We start from the raw sequence: 20,058 nt of genomic DNA, 5'->3' as shown, positions 1-20,058 counted from the left end.
GAGGGCAAGACGCGCCGCGGGACACACCCGCCGTCTGCGAGACCACATGGGACTCCTCCTGGTGAATTTTGCGCAAAGATACGCAGCGATTCACCCAGAGGAAAGATGCGGTTCACCGAGGGGATACCAATCGGCACGCCTTGTTGCACACACAGGGCATACAATGTTTCGGTCAACACCTGCGGCGTGCGGCCCAGCAGCGCGACCAGGTGATGCCGGAGCTCCGGCACGGAACGGGACATTCTGTTTGGATGAACTGATGGCAATGAGAGAAAGTAATGCGTGATTTGTGCAATAAGCTGTGATGTGGAATTGGCGGGAGAATTTGGAGTGCGACGCAGGCAGCCCTGTCAAACCTGTCGCAAAATGGGCGATTTATGACGCGGAGACCTTTGGACATTCCGACCTCTCTGCTCAAGCGGGCTCTGAATTTGGTCGGGATGGCACAAGCGGACGGTCGCCAGAGAGGATACCGGGCGCTTCTGTTTCCCCATGAGTTGATCGAAACTCTCACTGTTTCGTCAATGACGCGGAACAATATACGGTGGCGCGGAAAAATTTCAAGTCAAAAAAACTGTTTGTCAAAAAAGTATCGTTCAGTGGGCCGGGACAGCGTGGTCTTCCAGCCGGCTGATGGCAGAGTGCAACGAGGAAACGCCATCGAACTCATGCCGGCGGCAATCACGAAAGTTGGCGCAGGCCCGGTGGGATCACTCGGGGCTTTGGCTTTTCACGACATTCAAATGGAATTGGTGTATAGATATAGCCACCAATCCACTTGATCGCAAAGAAATCGCGTGAATTGCCTTGCTGGTCAACATGACTTGTCGGGGATTGTGGGAGGAGACTTTGAGACAGTGGTATTTGGACATGAGCCCAAGTTCGCAACGCTGTGCCCCGCCCGGCCCCTTGTTCCATGGGCCGAAATGAAATCGCTCGGGGGACGTCTTCCGTTTTTCGGCTGATTGCGTAATGCCGGCCTGTGCCGGGGTTTTTGCAGCCGGTGTTGTTGCCGGCGACATGACCGGAAAGGGTTTTGAACAAATGCGAGTGACTTGTTGCCTGGAAGCCGGCCCGAGATAGGGCTGTCAGCAGCGATGGAGCTGCGGATCAGTTCACTGACTGTCGGACAAGTTCTGAGTGTGACAGGATTCCGAAGAGAGATACATGAACAAAAAGGGGCGGACCGAACGGCCCGCCCCTTTCGGGTGTAACGCCTCATACTCCGATTGGCGGAGAGCAAGGCCTATTTGTGCGACTGCACAGGCTTGGCAAGCTTGCCCACGCCATTTTTCGCCCTGGCAAAGGATTTCGCGCTCATGGCAGAGGTTGAATAGAGAGAGGTGCTGCCGGGCGTGGGTACCTTGACCATGCCCAAAATGCCGGTGGGAACGCGAACGATGCTGAGTGAGGTGTTGAACCACTCATAGGCACCCATATCGACCATGCCATGTGAGATCGTCCGCTGGCGGTTGTCCAGATCCGTCAGCGGCGCGCCGGAAGCCGTGGCCTGGCTGATCACCGGCGAGCCGGCCTGCAAATGCCAATCCAGTGCCGTTGGATTCACGAACAGGGGATCGACATTGAGGTTGCCCGCGCCGCTGGTATATCCGCCACGGATGTCGTTGTACTTGACATAGGTGAAGCTTTCCGAGTTGTTGTGGGTCTCCCAGGGCTGATTCAGCGCGGGATTATCCACATGCAGCTCGTCCGGCGTCCACACATAGTTCTCGCCCCAGGTGTAATCCAGATCTTCTTCTTCACCCCCTTCATTGGGCTGGCTGTATTCCAGGCGCCAGTTGTTCCAGATGATGTTGTTGTAGATCCTGGGATCACTGTATCCGGGAGCGACGTAGTAGGAACCGTCGGGATCGTTGTGATTGTACTCGTGTCCGTTGCGCTCGCTGGCGATGGCGCCGCCGGCGGGATGATTGTTGCCGGCAACAATATTCCCGACGAAGGTGTTGTTGTAGACTTTGCCGTAGAAGGTGTCGTCGAAGGCCAGGGCGCCGCCGCGGGCGGTGTTTTCGCCATGGTCATCGGCAATGTTCTCGGCAAAGAGGTTGTTGTAGATATTGACATGGGAGAGGGTGTCTCCGACGTCCTCGAAGCTGACGGCGCCGCCGTCGTCATAGCACCAGTTGCGCAGGAAGACGTTGCCGTAGAGCTCCACCGGCCCGCACTCTTCGAAGAAGATCGCGCCGCCATGATCCTCGGCCTTGTTTTCGACGATCATGTTGCCAAAGACAAAAAGCTTGTCTTTGATCTCGTACAGCGTGATGGCGCCACCGTAGTCGGGTGAGTAGTTGTGATAGATGAGGTTGTTGTAGATTTTGTACTCACCCTCTTCAAGCGGTTGTGCATAGAAGTCATCCTTGACGTGTTCCGGCTGGCTGTGCGGTTCTTCGTACTCATCGGGCTCGTCGTTGACACTGATGCCGCCGCCATAGCCGCCATAGTTGCCATTTTCGGCGATCATGTTGGAGAAGATCGAGACATTGTGGTTGGAGCGATGGAACCAGATGCCACCGCCGTAATAACCGCCGTTGCGGTAAATCATGCAGGTGTTGATGACGATTTTTTCGTTGTGATAGTCACCGAAAATGCCGGCCCCGATGTCGTCTTTCACCGTGCCGCCGGTGATGGTGAAACCGCTGATGCTGATGCTCTTCACGCTGCCGGTCTTGCCGTTGCCGATTTGGATGACCGGGCCATAGCCAAAGTTACCCTGAGCGCGAGGATGGGCGCTGGCCGTTTGCGCAGGATCCGGCAGGCCGCTGAGAATGGTCTCATGGGGGCCCGCGCCGATGAGATGGACATTATTCGCTTTGATCTTCGCGTGGACATTGTAGTAGGTGCCGGCCGCCACATAGACATAGCGCGGTTTCGCCAGGGGCAAATGGCTGAGCGCCTGTTCGATCGTTTTCCACGGGCGCAGCTTGCTGCCATCCGACACGCCGGTGTAATTGGCATCGACATACACCGAACGTGCGGACATGTAGGAGGCGCGACTGGGCTTGTAGTTGATCTCAACCGGCAGCGCATTGGAAATTCCGGTTGATGTCGCGACCACGAGTGGACCGCTGACCGCGCTGTTTGGAATGACGACATCGATGTAGGTGTCGGTCCAATTCTTGATGTTGAGCTTTTGGCCCGCCAGGGTCACGGTCGAATAGCCCTGGCGGTCGCCAAAGTTGTGCCCGTTGATCCGGTAGATTTGGCCCGGCGTCAGCGTAACAACGGAAGTCACTGCATGCCGGTCTTTCGTCGCTGCGCCAATCGGAGCCGGCGGCACGATAATCACCGGCTCATTTGGATTGATGAGCGGGTCAACATTGCATCCGCTGGTAAAGGGTGCGACCGCAGTGGGAATCAGCGACCAGTCCGCCTCGAACTTGTATTTTCCCTGGCCGAATTCATAAGGCAGAGCCATCGGCAGATAGTTCGGGCAATAGCCGGGCAGGGTTGGATCATTGCCCAGATAGCTGTGCACGCCCGGAGCAAAACGCCTTTCCACCTCGGGCTTTTGCACAGGCTCCTCGCCCGCCGGGCATTGGCCCGCCGGTGCGCCGGCAAAGCACAGGGGATTGCCCATATAGCCGGCACCCAGCCGGTAGCCGAGATGATCGTAAACACCGACCGGGGCTCCCGGAATTCCCGCCTTTTCCGCGAACAGCAAGCTTGTCGCATCGCCCGGATCCGCGGTAAACTCACCGCCGCGTCCATCAATGTTGACATCGTCGAAGACACCGCCTTCGATTTCGCCTGCCAAAGGCACCAGCGTGTTGATGCCGAAATTCTGCTCCGTGCCCAGACCACCGGTGACCGTCACTGTAACGAAGTCTGAGCCGACCGGTGAGGGAGAGAAACCCGCCGGCGGAATCACTTTCACTTTGTAGCTGCCCGGCGCCAATCCCCTGAACTCATAATAGCCGGGAAGCGGGCCGACGAACACACCGCCAATCTCATCGGGCGGCCAGGTGTAGGGTTCGTGCCATCCCTGGTTCAGGGTTGCAGTTTTATTGAACGCGCCCGTTGTCGTGGTTTGCAGCAGGGTCGTGCCCGTGGCATCCCACAACTGGACAGTCACGCCCTCAAAAACTCTCTCTTCGTCCTTTTGATAAACACCATCACCAACCCAGGTACCGGTGGCGAGATGGTCGTTGAAAACGAAGCCTCGGATGTCACCTTCGGTGGACGGAATCGGCTCCAGATAGAGATCAGCCTGGTAGTTTGCCGTCAACCACTGGACATAGCGGTTCATGGCATTGAAGGTCACGTTGATGGGAGGCTTGAGAGTATAGTTGGGGTGGCCCGGATCCTTCCCGCCTGGATAGAACGTCTCCGTTCTCATTGTCCCGCGATAATTGGCCGGCATTTCGACATCCACGTATCCGATCACCTCGATCTCCGGCATGTCGTCGTGATTATACCAGCCGTTGGCATCCGTGGTCTCGGTTTTCTGGATGCTGCCGTCCTTGTAGCGGATATGGACGTTCAATCCGGGCATGGGCAGGTTGGTGGAGTTGTCATAGACATAACCCCGAACCCGCGCAAAGAAACGCGGAACGAGCAAGGAATTGAGCGGGAAGGTCACGGCTTGATTCGGCGCGACCGTCACCTGCTGTTGCGTCCAGATGTAATCCAATGGCTTGTCAAACATCATCATCTTGTATCTGCCGGGCGGGACATTGACGAACGTGAAGTCGCCCGTCACCGGATCCGGTTCGACAGTGGCAACCGGATGCGGTTTGATGGTCTCATCATCGGTGAAGAGAATGACCAGGCCGTCGGGTACGCGATCATTCAGGGTCACGCCGGGATGGTCCTCACCCGGAATGGGAAAAGGCTCGGCGGGATCCAGGTTGGCCTTGTCCGCGTCAACCAGCGTGCCGCTGATGCTGCCCGCGTTTGCGAGCGTGGTGCTGGCGGGAAAACGTTTGGCAACGTTGCTGGCATTGATCTGGTCGAGCTTCTCAACGTAGCTGTGCCAAATCAGAAAGCCGCCGGCTTCGGTGCCGGGATCACCGGGCATCAATTTCGGGTCCCAGGCCGGCCCGCCCTCTTCGGTGTAGTTGAGGTACCAGCCGCGGGTCGCGTCATTGGGGTTGTCAAACGTGATGTGCGGATTCGCCGCCTGGGTCACCGTGGAGGGATCGGTCGTGACCACCACTTCACCCGGTGGCAGACCGGTGAAATAATAATAGCCGCGGGTATCCGTAATGACCACCGGCGGATTGTCGGTCGTTGTGATCGTGGCTTGTGAGCCGGTCACACCGGTTGCCAGAAGGTTGCCTTCCTCGTCCCTGACATAAACGGTGACACCATTCAGCGGCTCATCGCCATCACCCACGTCCGGTTCGCCATTAACGATGTTGTCATAGAATACGTAGACCAGCAGGTTTGCCAAAGGCAAAGGCAGGGGCGGGAGATAGGCATCCTGCATGGCACCGGTGCCGTTGGGGTTCGTCACATTGCCAGCCGCGTCCACTGTGAATTCGCGGCTGGTGTTGTCATGGCCGGGGGCACTGAACATCACGACGTAATCCCCGGGCGCCGGCACGGTGGCCGTCCAGGAATTGCCCGTGACGGTTCCATAGGTGATGAACGCGCCGCCCGAGTGCTGGTTTTGCACCATCACGGTGGCATTGGTGATCGGCGGGGTTGCGGGATTGGGCGCGTAGATCGGGTTTCCGCTCGCGTCCTTTGCCCCGGTGTAAATGTTGCCGCCGATGGTTACTGTCTGTCCATAACTGAGACCGGCAGTTGCGATCAATCCCATAATCGCACCAAGCAAACACCTGGAGGCTTTCTGAAAATGCTCGCGCCTCATAAGACGCTCCTTCTCAGTGTTAAGTGATGCGTGATTGGAAGATTGTCCGTTTCCAGTGTTGTGAATTGTCTCGCGCAACAACCTTTCCCCTGATGATGTGACGGACTTGAAAAGGTGTCAGGGCTTGTGTGCGGGAGTGGGAAACATCCAGCCTTCGGTCAGCCTGACAATAAAAACAGCGATTCCTGCCGGACGAGTCTTGGGCTGGCCCAATTTCAGGACTCGTCGCGTTTTGTTTGAAGCAATTACCCGGCACCTCCAATGATGTTGACTGTTCGAATGTCCCCCGCCAGCCGGGCGCGGGCAACAGTTATTTTCCGGCTGATGTATGAAAAGTCAAAAATTCGCGTGAGGTGTTGTGATGTCGCAGGGCAGTGAGGTGGGTAGCCCGTTGTATGACACGGTCAGATTACATGAGGTGTGGTGCGCGTGCGCGATTAATTCGTGTTCAAGTGGATTAAAATTTACTCAGGCATCCCCGCCAACTCACGAGATTGCGGGCACCCGGTGCGTGACGGCTGGGCAAAAATGCCCGCCGGCAACACGCTGTCTCTGCCAGTGCCCGGACACTCCTGCCCTCCCGCTGCACGACCTGTGAGCTCCGGCAAGCCGGGACTCCAAAAGTTGCCGGACAGCGCAGCTTAAAGCGCATGGCCAGCGAGACACCACAGCCAGACAGCCGCACCCGCGCCACGCCGCGATAAAACGCGGCCGTCTCCCGGTGTTGCCTGCCGTCCCCTGGCGGCAATCCCGTCCGGAAAGAACGTGTTGCGGAAGAGACTCGTGCTGACACGCCGGTGCGCGAGTCAGCATGCGCTTCGCATTTGCAGATGGTGTCCTCTTCTTTGGCACGCGAGAAGAATACGCGACAGCCCGGCTGGCTGCAACATTAATTCCTGGTTCACTGGATTAAAATTCATTCAGCCCTTCCTTTCGGACCGTCACTTTTTATTCCCGCCGGTTATGTTTTCGTCACCTGTGATGATCTGCGGTTGCAGCAGTATCACCAGCTCGGTTTTCACCAGCCGCGTGCTTTTACTGCGAAACAAAAAGCCCAGCCCCGGTATGCTTCCCAGCAGCGGGATCTGATTCTCACTCACGATTTTCTGATCCTTGATCAAGCCACCGATGACAATGGTCACGCCATCCTTGACCATGACCGTGGTTTCGGACTCTGATTTGTCGATCACCGGCAGATTGTCGATGAAACTGCCGACCTCGCTGACCTCCGGACGAATTTTCATGGTGATGAAGCGATCCTCGTTGATGATGGGCGTGACGTTCAGCTTGATGCCGACTTCCACGGTGGTCACTTTTTCAAAAGTTTTGAGCACACCCTGATCCTCGCGGGTGTCGATGGTTTTGTAGGGAATGGTGCTGCCCACCAGGATGCGCGCTTCCTCGCCGTCGACACAGGTGATGCGGGGATTGGAAAGCAAATCGGTTTTGCCGACTCCCCGCAGCGCTTCAATCAGACCGGACAACGTTCCCGTGTCGGAGGTGAGGCCGTAGGCACGTGCGCGCCCTCCCGCCTCGGTGTCCGCCAGAATCCGGAACGGCGACTCGAGCCTCACCCCGCCGATTTTCGAGCTGATGGCCTCCCAATCCACCCCCATTTTAAAATTGTCGTTCAAAACGACCTGAATGATTTTTGCTTCGATCAACACCTGCCGGGTTTTTTGATCCAGGGCCTTGATGAAATTTTCGAGGTGGGAGAAATTGTCGGGCAGATCGCGAACGAACAGCTTGTTGGTCGCCTTGTCCGCCACGACCGACCCCACACCGGGCGTCAGTTCTTCCTTCAGCTTGGCCGCCACCTCCTCGGCTTTGGCGTACTGCACAGTGAAAATTTGCAAATTATCGGCGGCTGGAACATCGGCCTCCTGAATAAATTCCGCCACCCGCTGCAGGCGCTCCGCGGCGTCAATCACCATGAGCTGATTGGCAGCCGGCGCCATCTCGATCCTGCCGCCGGCGGAAATCATCGTTTTGACGAGCTCGCCCACGCTTTGCACCGGTATGTATTTGAGATTGAACGTGCGCGTCTGCAGCGGAACATCGACCTGCCGGATCACCGAATCCATGTCGGCCAGCACCCCCGGCAGATCGACGAGGATCAAGCTGTTGCTGCGCGCATCGGCAATCACGTTGCCGTCTTTGGATTTCAGCGGATACACCGTTTTCAATGCCTGCTCGGCATTGGCGTGATGCAGCTTCACCACCCGGGTTTTGATCCGCTCCTTGAAGGGTTTGCCAAAACGGCTTTGGTATTCCTCCGCCGTGACCACGCGGATGATGCCGTGATCCTGATAGTAGGCAAAACCCAGCATCTCCACCACCAAATCCAGCGCCTCCAGCACACCGATATCCTCCACGAACAGCGTCAATGCGCCCTGCACCGCTTTGCTGGCCACGATTTTCAGATTGCCCTCGCTCGCCAGCAGCGTGAAAATGTCCTGCACATCGGTGTTGCGAAACTGCAGGCTGACTCTGTGCTGCCGGCCATTGGGTGTCTGGGCCGGCAAGACACCGGCGGCGACGAACAACAGGCTGAGAAGCACGACAGTGATTTTCCCGGACGCCATGCGCAGAGTCCGGGTGCTGGTAAGGTTCACAGGTATTCTTCCGTGTGTGGGGAGTCCACGAGATTGCATTTGCACCAACGCTCTCCGGAGCCGCCACACCCCGGTTCGTCAACGCCTGCCGGGGTTGCGGCAGGGTTTGCAGTCACATCTTCAGCTCAACCACCTGGCCATTCAACTCCAGGATGACGCGGTCCGCCAGGATTTCCTGCACGCGATAGCCATTCAGGCTCTGGCCTTTCGCAACGACCATTGCGCTGTTGCTGCCGCGGTCGCGGATCATGGCCCGGGGTGTTTGCCCCATCAGGATGCCGACGACGAGATAGCGCTGGGTCAGGTCCGTCGCCTCGCCGGCACCCAGCGGCGCCGAGGCCTGCGCTGCGACACCTGTGCGAAAAAAAGGCCGGCGGGCGGCGATGGCAGCGTAGGGGCTGAGCGGGGTGGCGACGACGGTCGGTTGGGGCAGCGCGAGTGTCGTGACGCTCACCTGCTCTGCGGCAGTGGAGGCAGAGTCGCTGTCTTCCTCCTCGGTCACAGCGGCGTTCATCATGGAATCGGCGGAGGAAGAAAATTCCTGATCGATCCAATCTTCACCGGCTTCTTCAGCGTCCGCTTCAGCCTCGGACGCGTCTTGCCCCTCCCCGGCTGCCGGTGATGCGCCGGTGGCGTCCGACTGGGAACGCGAGGCATTTCGCCCGCCCGCCGCCAGCGTGTCGACAACCGCGGCATCATACCACAACAGGTAAAACGGCGCGGCCAGTGTCAGCAACACACAGCCGAGCCGCAGGACCTGATTGAGGCATGTCAGCGGCGCCTCCCGCCAGGCACGTCGTGTAAACCAATCCGGTTTTGAAAATTTTGGAATCCTGCCGCCTTCTTTCCCGCCATTCGCACCCGCAGGCGTCAGTTCGCCCGCGCTGTCATGCCGGCCGTGATTCAAATTGGCGAGTAATCCCATCTTGCCTGTCGAAGTCTTTTTCATTCGGTTTCTATGTGTTGGACGATGATGGATTCGAACCATCGCCCCTGGTGGGTAAGCCAGTGCTCTGCCTGACTGAGCTAATCGTCCATGTTTTTTGGCGCTGCCCCGCGAGCCGGGGGAGGCAGCACCCAAAAGCAAAGGGCATGCAGCAAGGTGGCGGGGCATGCCAGTGCATGCAACCGGCGGTCAAAGCCGCTCACCACGCCACCATCCGCATGACGATGAGCTGGCAGTGAAGCTGGCCGCCGCTTTCCGGGGTCAGATAAAAATGTCGGAGGCGTGTGAGATCATTGCCGCTCTCCAGCCGCTCGAAGAACGCCATCAAATCCGGCAACCGCCCGGTGCAATCGATTTGCACCTGCAGATTGGTGAACGTGTCGGCGGCACGGTGCCCGTCGCCTGGCGGTCGCGCCATCGACGTTGCAGGCATCGGCCGCAAACGGCGAATGGCCACACCCTGCCCCGCACTTGCAGCAATGTCGCGCAGCAGCGCGACGATCGGGGTGTTGCCCGGGGTCATCTCGCTGCTTGCCGGGCCGGCATCCGTCATGTTTTCGGCCAGGCGCACGACGTTCCGCAGGTGTGTGAGTGCCGCGCGCGCGGCCGCCAACTCCAAATCGATGCTTTGCATGCGGTGGAGCAGCGGCGACAGGAAGAATGCCACCAGCAGATAAAGCGCAGCCATGCCCGCCGCCAGGCCGGCGAGCAGTTTTTCACGTGAGGTCAAAGGTCTGTGCATATCGGAAACGCTGTCACGGGCAGAATGATCACGGGCAAGTTGCACTGCCGCGGGTAAAATGCCAGACTGGCGCCCTCCTCTCAAATCATTTTACCCCGGGCGGACACATCACGACCCGGCAGAGACGATCATGAACGTGTGCCCAGGGACGTGCCGGGAAAGCAGCAGCCTTCATCAGTGTTGTGGCGCGGTTGAAAATATTTGCCGGAAGAGTTTTGCCATGCCGGAGGCTTGAACTGCCCCCACATCGACTCGATCCTTTTCACACCGGCAAACAATCGCAGAGAGAAAGCAAAAGCCGGCGTCCCGGAAATCAACCGGTCGGGACCGGCGCCTAGCGCAAGGGATGTCATCGCGCCTTTGCAAATATGCGCCGGGCCAACTTTCATTTGTTCCCGGGCGCTGCGCGTGGGCGGTTACCTGTGTTCCGCTGGCGCCTCTTGAACAATCGGTGTGCGCTCAAGGGGGCGGCAAATCATCCGGGTTGTGGGTTGCCGATTTGTCCGGAGTCTGCAAATCGATCTTCATCTCGAATTCCACGATTTCGGTTCCGTCGGTTTGTTTGCGACGGTTGGCGGAGTGAATCACGCATTCGCCCAAAGCCGGCTGCGGCGCCAGGAATTGCGGCAGATCGAACACCTCCGCCAGACTGCCGGCCGTCCCGCGCACGAGCAGGCCGTCGCCGCGTGCAAAGGTGAGCGAATTCAACTCGATGCCGGCGGGCAAAACTTCGAGCACTTGTGCGACCACGGCTGCGGTCAAATCCGTGCCCAACTGTTTGGCCATGGCTTCGCGCGCCTGCTGCCATCGCTTGATCGCTTTGACGCGCGGTTGCAGGGTGGCAATTTCCTGGCGAAGCTGCGCCAGCCTGGCCTCGCGCCGGTGCAGCGTCAGCGTCAGGGTGCCCCATATGAGCACGAGCAGGTAGACGGTCAGCAGCGCCAAATAGGTCAATTGCCGCCGCAACTCGCGCCGGCGCAGCGACTGGCGCTCTGCTTCCGGCCGCAAATCCATCAGCGACTGGCCGTTCTTCTCCACCATTCCCAACAGTGCCGCGATCGAGAACCAGCGATGCGTGGTGAGTTCCGTTTCGGTCTGCGCGGTTGCTGTCAGGGGAATGGTCGGATCGAACCAACTGACAGTGAGGCCGAGATGATCCGTCAACCGCTCGCCGATGGCCCGCACCTGCGGCAGCCAGCCGGTGAGAACCACATGCTGGGACGCCGCATGCCAACCATGTCGCTGAAATGCAGCGATGGTATCTGCCACGCCGCTGGCGAGCTCGTCGATCCACTCCACATACGCGTGTTTGGCGGACGGCCCGGTGAGGCGATCCATCAGATCGCTGACGCTTCGTGCCAGGCTGCGGCAAAACACCAGATTGCCGCGGTCGATGATGTTGACGGTGGTCGCGGCAAAATCCACATCGACCAACACCAGACACTGCGAGGCCAGTTCGGGCAACGCCTGCAAGGTCTTGCGAAATTCATGATAGGTGGCCTCGCCGCTCAAGCGCACGGCTTCCACCACCAAACCCACCTGCCGGCACAACCGTGAGTAATGCTCGACTTTCTGGCGGCGCGCCACGACCACCAGAATCCTGGTGTGGCCGTCGGCCTCCTGCGCCACCGGGCGATAGTCGAACACAATGTCCGCCATCGGCAGTGGAATCTCTTTTTGCAGGCGAAAGCGGATCATTTGGCGCAGCTCTGCGGGGTCCTGGCTGGGCAGCCGCCAGAGCTTGACATGCACGTCCTGCTGGGGCACGGTGATCGTGACGCGCGCGCCGCGCGGCAACCCCATCGCCTGCATGTGGGTGCGCAGGGTTTTGAGAATTTCTTCATGCTTGTCCGAGGAAAGAAATTTCACTTTCAAATAGCGCACCTGCTCGCGATCCGGACGGCCCGCGATCATGAGGAATTTCAACACCCCGCGTTCAAATTCAATCGCGACAAAACGCCGGGGCTGCGGCCACAACTCATGGAGTTGCTCCTTCAGCTCGTCGGGGAGCCTGGCGGTGAACGAGAAGGTCTTCACAGCTCTTGCCAGTTGAGAATTTTGACCCGCTCACGGTTCACCCGCTGCACCGTTGCGGTAATCCGTTTCCGGGCCTGTCCGTTCATCGTGACACCAACCACGGAAATGGTGAAATGTGTGGAAGAGACGCCCAGCAGTTGTTCGGCCACCAGCCGGTTGACCAGCATTTGATCCGCCGGTGTCAACGCCTCCTGCTGTTGCAAAACGCTGACGATGGCAGAGGCATCTTTGAAGATGATGTCGTCCGCGGTGCCGGGTTTGCCGTCCGCGCCGCGGCGCCGCTTCACGATTCTTTGTGCCAGCTCCCGCGGCAGGCCGAGTGCCTCCAAAACCGCCGCCGGTGCGGTATTGAGGTTGACCCGCCCGTCGCCGTAAACCGTGACCAGGGGCGACAGCCGTTGGACATCCTCCGCGGTGAAACCGCGCACCAGTGCCAGCTCCTCCACAAAATCCAAATCACCATCCTTGCAGGGGTAGGGTGAGGCCAGTGCCATGTAATACGAATCTTCCGCACCGCCCTCGTGCGGCAGGTTGTCCGCATCACGCCAATCGAGCAGTGCGGCCACTTTCTCCGGATTCATTCCCGGCAGGCGCAGGAGGATGTCGGCCGGCATGCGGTTGAGATTGAGTTTGCGGTTTTCGTCAACCAGACCGTAAACCGGCTTTCGCCCGAGCGAATCCTCCGGCGGCAGATGGGCGATTTCAAAAAATCCTTCGCCGCAGGCAACGTGCTTAAACAGCGCCTCATTCTGCGCCCAGGCGTCGCTCAGCGCGTCGCAGGAGGAGTCTTTTCTCGCCTCTTGCAGGAGTATGGCAATCGCGTGTTGCACGCCGGCGCGGGCGAGCCAGGCTGCCTGGGTGGCGCGAATCTCGAGCGTGTCGGAACGCACACCCAGCAGCGTGCTGCGCATCAAGCCGGCGGCCAACAGCGTGAGCAGGGCCAGCATCCACAAGGCGGTCACGGCAAGCGTGCCGCGCTCCTGTGCGAAACGGGAAGCCAACAGGTTATTGCGCCATCGTCCTGTCATGTGTGCGTATTGGATACGTGAGTTGCAGAGATTGGCCGCCGGATTGGCGGGTGAACTGGAGGCAAACCGCCGGCGGCAAGACACCGGCAGCCGGCCAGTTCTCGACCCAACGGCCACCACCTTTTTCCCGGCGCCAATAGCGGAACTGCAGCCCTGCCAATTCTGTCAACAACAGCCTCGTTTTTTTCCCGCCCAGAAAATCGGTGAGTGTGCGCACAAGCTGCCAGCCTCGCGACAAGGAATCGGGACGAACGCGGTAAACGATGCGGCAGAGCGCGGTGGTGCCGTCCGCCCTTTTGACCACCCTGGAAAAGCACAACGAGTCGGACGCGCCTTGAAAGGGCGCCAGCGCGAAGCTTTGTGCGCCGGCCAGATCGTTTTGGAGCAGCGTGAGAGATTGCTGCCGCTGCCGCAATTCTCCGGTGACACGTTCGACCGCCGTGTGCGCCGCCAGGGCGCGACTCAGCAGCGCGAACGCGGTGAGTCCAACAATGGAGAAGATGGTCAGCGCAACCAGCGTCTCCACCAGGGTGAAGCCCTGCGTGTTTGTCAAACGACCATGCAAATCGTGTGACGGCCTTGCAATAAACTCTTGGCAGAAACACGACTTTCTTTCAGCCACCGTGCAGCGGGCCGCCCAGCTCGGGGGCTGCTGATTCGGTTGCGGCGCGGGGGAGAGCAAAAGAAAAATCTGCGCCCGCAGCACGCGTCCCGTCTTTGCGGGCACCTTTCTGTTTGATGGCGATGCGCCCGCAAAGCAGCGTCCGGAGGATTCGCCTGCCGGCTGCAGCGTTTCAGCATTCTTTTCCTGTAGCGTTGTTGTTTTGGGCACTGACTATTTCCCGTCTCATTGATTTGCATTGACCGCATGTGCCTGCGCCCCAACGGTATCGGGTAAAAGCGTGGTGAGTGTCACGGTGCCGGGCTTGCCGTGATCCATCCAGCTCACCGCGACCCGCACTTGCTGCAACCCCGGCACAACCGGCCAGGGTGAGGTGCTAATTTGGCAAGGCAACCGGTTTTGTTCGGCCGACCAGGTCATGTTGTTTTCCGGAGTCGCAAGCGAGGCTCCCCGCTCCAAATTTGCCAGCACCTGCTCCGCCAATTCGCGCGCCGGCGTGAGACAGTTCCGGCGAAGCTGGGTGAGGCGCAACGCATGCTGAAACGCCGCCATCAGCGCCACCAGACCGAGCGACAAGATCATCACCGCCAGCAATGCTTGCAGGAGGGCAAAGCCGGCAGAGTTTCGCAGCCGCCTCTTGCCGCGCAGAAATTGCCGGCCGCACCCGGGGCTGTCACGGGAATCAGCGCCATGCCTTCTCGCCTGTGGGGTGCAGCGCAAGGCCGCTTTCTTCAATGCGGATTTCATAGGCATTTCCCTCTGCGTCGCAGACGCGCAGGCTCTGATGCGGCGTGACACCATCGGCAGTCCATTCAATCGTGAAGGCGACGGGCGCCAGATTGATCGCTGCGGGCAGGGTGCGACGGATGACGGGCTCCCATTCCGGCGCACCAGTCGCCGCCGTGGCCGGCGGCTCTGCAAACTCGCCACGGTGCTGGCATTCCACTGCATAGCTTTTGCCATCCGGCCGGATGATGAAACGCCAGGCTTGTTGGGAAATCTCGGCGCGCCTTTGAATCATGCGGATCTCGTCCGCAATGCTTTCCGCCGCGGTTTTCAATTGCAAGCGGCGATATGAACGCGAAAGACGCGGACTGGCGGCTGCCACGATCAAGCCGAGAATGAGCAGCGTCAGGCAAAGCTCGATCAATGTCAGCCCGCGCTCATTGCCGATTGCCCGAGTCATCCTGATCCCAATTGTTCACGTCATCACCACCGCCGCTTTGCCGGTCCGGACCAGTGGACGACAGATCGTAGCTCCCGGAATTGTGCTCGCCGGGGCAGCGATAAATGTAGGGCTGTCCCCAGGGATCGTTGAGCGCACCGCTCTTCTTCAAATAGGGTCCCTGCCAGGAAGGTGGCAGAGGCGGAATCTCCGGTGCGCGGAGCAATGCCGCCAGACCCTGTTCAGTCGTCGGATACACGCCGTTGTCCAATTGATACATCTCCAGCGCCGTGGCGAGATTGGCATTGATGTCAGCGGCCGCCGCGGCACGCCGCGCCTGCTCTGTGCGCCCGGAAAATTGCGGCACCACCAGTGCCACCAAAATGCCGAGGATGATGACGACCAACATGACTTCGATCAGCGTCAGGCCTTGTTCGTTTTGCCGGCTTTTCATCGTCTCCTCCGGTTTATGGTACCTGACTTTTGCTTCGGAACTGCGCGAAACCACAAGACAGGGGGTTCGGGTAATTGTTGCGGCTTGGCGGTTCAAAAAATCTTCGCGGTCATTCGCGGTTGCCGGATTGGGCTGCGGCAGAAAGCCGCGTTATGGCGAGACGGAAAAATACCACTGCCAGAACCTGGCGCCCCAGAGAAGATTGACCACGGCACCGAATGCCAGAAAGGGGCCGAAACGGATTTCAACCGGGCCATCTTGCGCGCCGCGTTTGATCATTTCCGCCAGGCCGAACAGCGCGCCGGCGCCTGCCGCAAGCAGTGTGGCGCTCAAGCCCTGCTGCCAGCCGAGAAACGCGCCGATCATCGCGGCAAATTTGATGTCGCCGCCGCCCATCGCGTTGGGCTTCTTGAAAATGTTCTCGACCAGAAACCCCGCCCCATAAAGCAGGCCGCCGCACAGAAAAATTCCCGCCAGCGCATCCCACCATGCCACCTGTCGCCCCAACAAGGCGAGTGCCAATCCGGCGCCGATGCCCGGGAGGGTGATTTTATTCGGAATGAGGCGATGTTCGAGATCGATCAACATCCCGGTGAGCAGCAAGGCAACAAAGAGAACAGCTTGCAAAAACACGGCGGCTTCCCTGCCGTGCCAGTACAACAACAACAGCAGCACACCGGAGGCGGCTTCCACAAGCGGATACTGCCGTGGAATCGGGCGCCCGCAGCAATGGCTGATGCCATGCAGCAGCAGAAATCCGAGCAGCGGCAGTTTGTGCCGCCACGCCAGCCGCGCCCGGCAGTGATCACAGCGTGAAACATCGAACACGACGGGCTTGCCGCGCGGCAGGCGATGCACACACACCCCGATAAAACTGCCGAGCAGCAGACCGAGGGTGAAAAGCAAGCACACGGACAGCATACCGGTCATTGCTCCACTTGGTAACAGGGTTTTGTCGTCATGTCTTGCGGTGCTTCTTTTCGCTGCGCCCGGATTCTGAGAGGATGCTGTGCAGGGGCGCCCGGCAAAATTACTGCACGACGAAATCCATTTGGAAAATCGGCAGCATCATCGCAAACACGATGAAGCCGACGACTGCACCGACGAGAATGATCATCGCCGGCTCGAGCAGGCGCGTGAACAGCGCCACGCGGCGTTCCACCTCCTTCGTGCCGGCGGCGGCAATTTTGCCGAGCACGGGCTCCAGTTGATTGGTGTCTTCGGCAATCGTGAGCATCTGTCCCACGATCGCGGGCCAGTGGCGGCTGGCGGCGAGGCTCGCGCCAATTTTTCCGCCACGCCGGATGGCTTCACCCGCCTGCTGCAGCTCACGCTGCAAGATCAGATTCTTGCAGGCGGCAATCACGACCTCGAAGGCCCGATGAATGGGCACGCCGTGCGACAGCAAAGCGCCCAGAGTGCGCGCAAATTGCGCCACCTCGGCCTGCACCAGCAGTTGGTTCCAAAACGGCAAACGAAGCTGCCAGTGGTCGAGCTTCTCCCTGAAGCCGGGATGCCGCCACATGCGCCGGAGGGCCATGAGCAACACCACCAGCACCACCGGCAATACCAGCCAGTTTTGGGCAACCAGGCTGGAAACGGCCACCAGGATCCGGGTTGGCAGGGGCAGTGCCTGCCCCATTTCATCGAACATGCTGACGAGGCGCGGGACCACGAAGGCGAGCAGGATGCCGATGGTGATCATGCCCAGGACGAGCATGAGCAACGGATAGGCCAGCGCCGCCTGAATCTGCTTGCGGACGTCCTCTTCCTTTTCGAGAAACTCCGCCAGGTGATCGAGCACCAGCTCCAGCATCCCGCCGGTTTCACCGGCACGAAGCAGGCTCACGTAAAATTTCGAAAAGACTTTGGGCCAGGCGGTGCAGGCTTCGGAAAAGCGCTGGCCCTCGCGCAAACGCGCCTCGAGATCGCGCAGGATGGGCTGCATGGCCTCCGCCGGCAACTGCGTGATCAGGAGCTGCAGCGCGGCGTGCAGCGTCATGCCGGCATCGAGCATGTTGGCCAGTTGTCGTGTCAGAAAAATGAGAGCGGCACGCCCCGGTTTGCGATTGCGCCTCAGGAGGCTGCCGTTTCGCACGGCATGTGCGTCCTGCGCCGCGATGTCAATGGGATAAAGCCCCATCGTCACCAGCCGCGCCGCCAGGGCTTCAGCGCTCTCGGCGGCCATCTCGCCGCGCACCGTCTCCGTCGGCGAAGCTTTGGCGAGGTAGGCAAAGACAGGCATGGGGTTCAGTCTCCCGCTTCCTGGGTCACGCGCAGCACCTCGTCGAGCGTCGTGAGACCAAGACGGATTTTTTCCAGACCGTCCTGTCGCAGGGTGATCATGCCCTTGTTGATCGCGATCTGGCGCAATTGATTGGCCGGTGTTTTTTTGACGATGTGCTCACGGAGTTCGTCATCAATCAGGAGAAACTCATAAATCGCCGTGCGTCCCCAATAGCCGGTCTGCTTGCAGTGGCTGCAGCCGCGCCCGTGATACAACAGGGCGTCGTGCGGGATAAGCCGGCGCACCAGCCCGCTCTTGCCGTTGTGTCCGACTTCCACGCTTTTGCATTCCGGGCAGATCACGCGCACCAGGCGCTGGGCGATGATGCATTCCACCGAGGCGGCGATGAGATAGGGCTCGATGCCCATGTTGGCGAGCCGCGCGACGGCGCCGGGCGCATCGTTGGTGTGCAGCGTGCTGAACACCAAATGCCCGGTCATGGCCACCTGAATCGTCACCTCGGCGGTCTCATGATCGCGGATCTCGCCCACCAGCATCACGTCCGGATCGTGGCGCAGCAGCGAACGCAGGCCCTGCGCGAAGGTGAGACCAATCTTGGGATTCACTTGCACTTGCGAGATGCCCGCCAGTTGATACTCGATGGGGTCTTCGACGGTGATGATTTTGCGCGAGCTTTCATTGAGCTTGTTGAGGCACGCGTAGAGCGTGGTGGTTTTGCCGCTGCCGGTCGGGCCGGTGACGAGGATGATGCCGTGCGGCTTTTGCAGCAAACGCTCCAGGCGTGCCAGATCGCGCGGCAACAGGCCGAGATTTTCCAGACCGAGGGTGACTTGTTGGCTGTTGAGAATGCGCAAATTCACGGTTTCGCCGAAGGGCGTGGGCAAAATCGAGATGCGCAAATCCAGCTCCCGATTGCCGGTGCGCACCTTGATCCGGCCGTCCTGGGGCAGCCGCTGCTCCGCGATATTGAGGTTGGCCATGATCTTGATGCGCGAGACAATCGCCGCGTGCAACCGCTGCAGGGACTCCGGCACGGGGATGTCGTACAGAATGCCGTCGATGCGATAGCGGATGCGCAACTGTGCGGCAAACGGCTCCAGGTGAATATCGGTGGCGCGCTCGCGAAAGGCTTCCAGCAGCAATTCGTTGACGAAGCGGATGACGCTGGCGTCGTCGCCCTCTTTGTCCAGATCCGAGGCCGATGACACGACCAGCGCCACCCCGCCGTCCCCGCGTTCCTCCATCAAACGGTCGACCGTCTCCGCTCCCAACCCGTAAAGGCTGCGCAACCCCTCATCTATTTGGGCGGGCTCCGCCTGCACAGCTTCGAGGTCGGTTCCCAGCAGCCAGCGAATTTCATCCAGCAGCGCGATGTCTCCCGGATCAGCGAGCGCAATCTGCAACCGCGCGCCTTTGCGGGCCAGCGGCACAATTTTGTAACGACACGCCATGGCCGCGGGAATCAGCGTGCGCAGTTCCGGAGAAACCCGCAGCGGCTGCCGCTCGCTCGGCACCCCGCCGGCGACGAGTCGATGCAAAACCTCGCGCGGCAAGCGACGGTCAAGTGACGCATGTGAATCAATACTCAGGTCACTCTGGTGCTCCTGGGGCAAGAGGCTGACAAGTTTGTGTCTCATATCGTTGGAGGCTGTCATGCATGCGTACTATAACTGCAATACACCTTAAATGCCCCTTAAAACAGGATTAAAATTCATTTATCTTTGACAGGCGGCGGGTTTGCATGACCAACAGCCACGCACGCCGGAAAATGTATGTTTTGAGCGCAGCAATGCAGAAGGCGTTTTTTATCCCTTTCTGGTGCGTGACTCCCACGCCTTCGAGAGGCAAAAGTGCCCACCCTGCCGCGGGTGTGACTGCTGATTGCATGGGGTGGCACCACACCACGGGGAAAAGATGATGTCGCGCGTTTCCGGAATACATCCGCAAAAATCGGCGTGAATCCGCGGGTGTCCCGCGCAGCTCCCTGCACACAGCCTGAATGATGCCGCGGCCTGCCGCGCTGATCGACGGCACAAGCGGTTGGGCACGCCGATCCCGGCAATGTTCGGCGATAACCTCACGCGATGCAGCCAATGGCAGTTGGCCGCCTATTTGCCCAAATCGCAGCAGCAAGCCTGACGGCAAAAACTGCAAACATCCCGGGGAAACCCGGGAATTTTCCGGCGGCGACCTTCTCTCGTATTTTTACGTCGGTTCAAAACAAAGCTGGACTGTTTGAAGAACATCGGATACAGGCTCGAACACGGTTGGGGGGGGAAAATTCATTCCGTCAGAGAATGCGGCTGCCTTCCTCTGCTTTTTATTCCCAATTCGAATTGCACGCGAAAGAATGGAGCCGCCTGAAGTG

14 protein-coding genes and 1 tRNA gene are annotated in these 20,058 nt (G+C 59.5%); all 15 read right to left on the bottom strand.

Annotation, left to right across the window (positions count from 1 at the left end):
- On the bottom strand, window positions 1–242 hold a 242-nt coding region (locus ONB52_22195; protein MDZ7418845.1), incomplete at its 3' end, for a hypothetical protein.
- Window positions 243–1,246: 1,004 nt separating this feature from the next.
- On the bottom strand, window positions 1,247–5,833 hold the full coding sequence (locus ONB52_22190; protein ID MDZ7418844.1) for a hypothetical protein: 4,587 nt from the start codon (window positions 5,831–5,833) through the stop codon (window positions 1,247–1,249).
- A gap of 941 nt (window positions 5,834–6,774) precedes the next feature.
- Window positions 6,775–8,418: a hypothetical protein gene (locus ONB52_22185; GenBank protein MDZ7418843.1), complete on the bottom strand. Its 1,644-nt coding sequence runs from the start codon at window positions 8,416–8,418 to the stop codon at window positions 6,775–6,777.
- Window positions 8,419–8,560: 142 nt separating this feature from the next.
- On the bottom strand, window positions 8,561–9,397 hold the full coding sequence (locus ONB52_22180) for a hypothetical protein (protein MDZ7418842.1): 837 nt from the start codon (window positions 9,395–9,397) through the stop codon (window positions 8,561–8,563).
- Window positions 9,398–9,412: 15 nt separating this feature from the next.
- Window positions 9,413–9,484: transfer RNA gene (locus tag ONB52_22175), tRNA-OTHER, on the bottom strand.
- A gap of 109 nt (window positions 9,485–9,593) precedes the next feature.
- Entirely contained in the window at window positions 9,594–10,124 is a 531-nt protein-coding gene (locus tag ONB52_22170; GenBank protein ID MDZ7418841.1) for a hypothetical protein, read from the bottom strand.
- 471 nt (window positions 10,125–10,595) lie between these two features.
- On the bottom strand, window positions 10,596–12,173 hold the full coding sequence (gene pilM, locus ONB52_22165) for a pilus assembly protein PilM (protein ID MDZ7418840.1): 1,578 nt from the start codon (window positions 12,171–12,173) through the stop codon (window positions 10,596–10,598).
- Window positions 12,170–13,174, bottom strand: coding sequence for a general secretion pathway protein GspK (locus ONB52_22160; protein MDZ7418839.1), 1,005 nt, complete (start codon window positions 13,172–13,174; stop codon window positions 12,170–12,172). The genes pilM and ONB52_22160 overlap by 4 nt, the downstream gene beginning before the upstream one ends.
- 4 nt (window positions 13,175–13,178) lie before the next feature.
- Window positions 13,179–13,754: a prepilin-type N-terminal cleavage/methylation domain-containing protein gene (locus ONB52_22155; GenBank protein ID MDZ7418838.1), complete on the bottom strand. Its 576-nt coding sequence runs from the start codon at window positions 13,752–13,754 to the stop codon at window positions 13,179–13,181.
- 294 nt (window positions 13,755–14,048) lie between these two features.
- Window positions 14,049–14,570, bottom strand: a complete 522-nt coding sequence (locus ONB52_22150) for a hypothetical protein (GenBank protein ID MDZ7418837.1) — start codon at window positions 14,568–14,570, stop codon at window positions 14,049–14,051.
- Window positions 14,506–15,009, bottom strand: a complete 504-nt coding sequence (locus ONB52_22145) for a prepilin-type N-terminal cleavage/methylation domain-containing protein (GenBank protein ID MDZ7418836.1) — start codon at window positions 15,007–15,009, stop codon at window positions 14,506–14,508. Before ONB52_22145 ends, ONB52_22150 begins: the two co-directional genes overlap by 65 nt.
- On the bottom strand, window positions 14,987–15,442 hold the full coding sequence (gspG, locus tag ONB52_22140) for a type II secretion system major pseudopilin GspG (protein ID MDZ7418835.1): 456 nt from the start codon (window positions 15,440–15,442) through the stop codon (window positions 14,987–14,989). The genes ONB52_22145 and gspG overlap by 23 nt, the downstream gene beginning before the upstream one ends.
- Window positions 15,443–15,592: 150 nt before the next feature.
- Window positions 15,593–16,363, bottom strand: coding sequence for an A24 family peptidase (locus ONB52_22135; GenBank protein ID MDZ7418834.1), 771 nt, complete (start codon window positions 16,361–16,363; stop codon window positions 15,593–15,595).
- Window positions 16,364–16,472: 109 nt separating this feature from the next.
- On the bottom strand, window positions 16,473–17,687 hold the full coding sequence (locus ONB52_22130) for a type II secretion system F family protein (GenBank protein ID MDZ7418833.1): 1,215 nt from the start codon (window positions 17,685–17,687) through the stop codon (window positions 16,473–16,475).
- A 5-nt stretch (window positions 17,688–17,692) separates the two neighbouring features.
- Window positions 17,693–19,228 (bottom strand): GspE/PulE family protein, encoded by a 1,536-nt coding sequence (locus ONB52_22125; GenBank protein ID MDZ7418832.1) that lies wholly within the window; start codon window positions 19,226–19,228, stop codon window positions 17,693–17,695.
- Window positions 19,229–20,058: the final 830 nt, after the last annotated feature.

This window comes from candidate division KSB1 bacterium (genome assembly GCA_034506255.1).
GTDB lineage: Bacteria > Zhuqueibacterota > Zhuqueibacteria > Zhuqueibacterales > Zhuqueibacteraceae > Coneutiohabitans > Coneutiohabitans thermophilus.
This window is presented reverse-complemented; position numbering and strand designations above follow the sequence as displayed.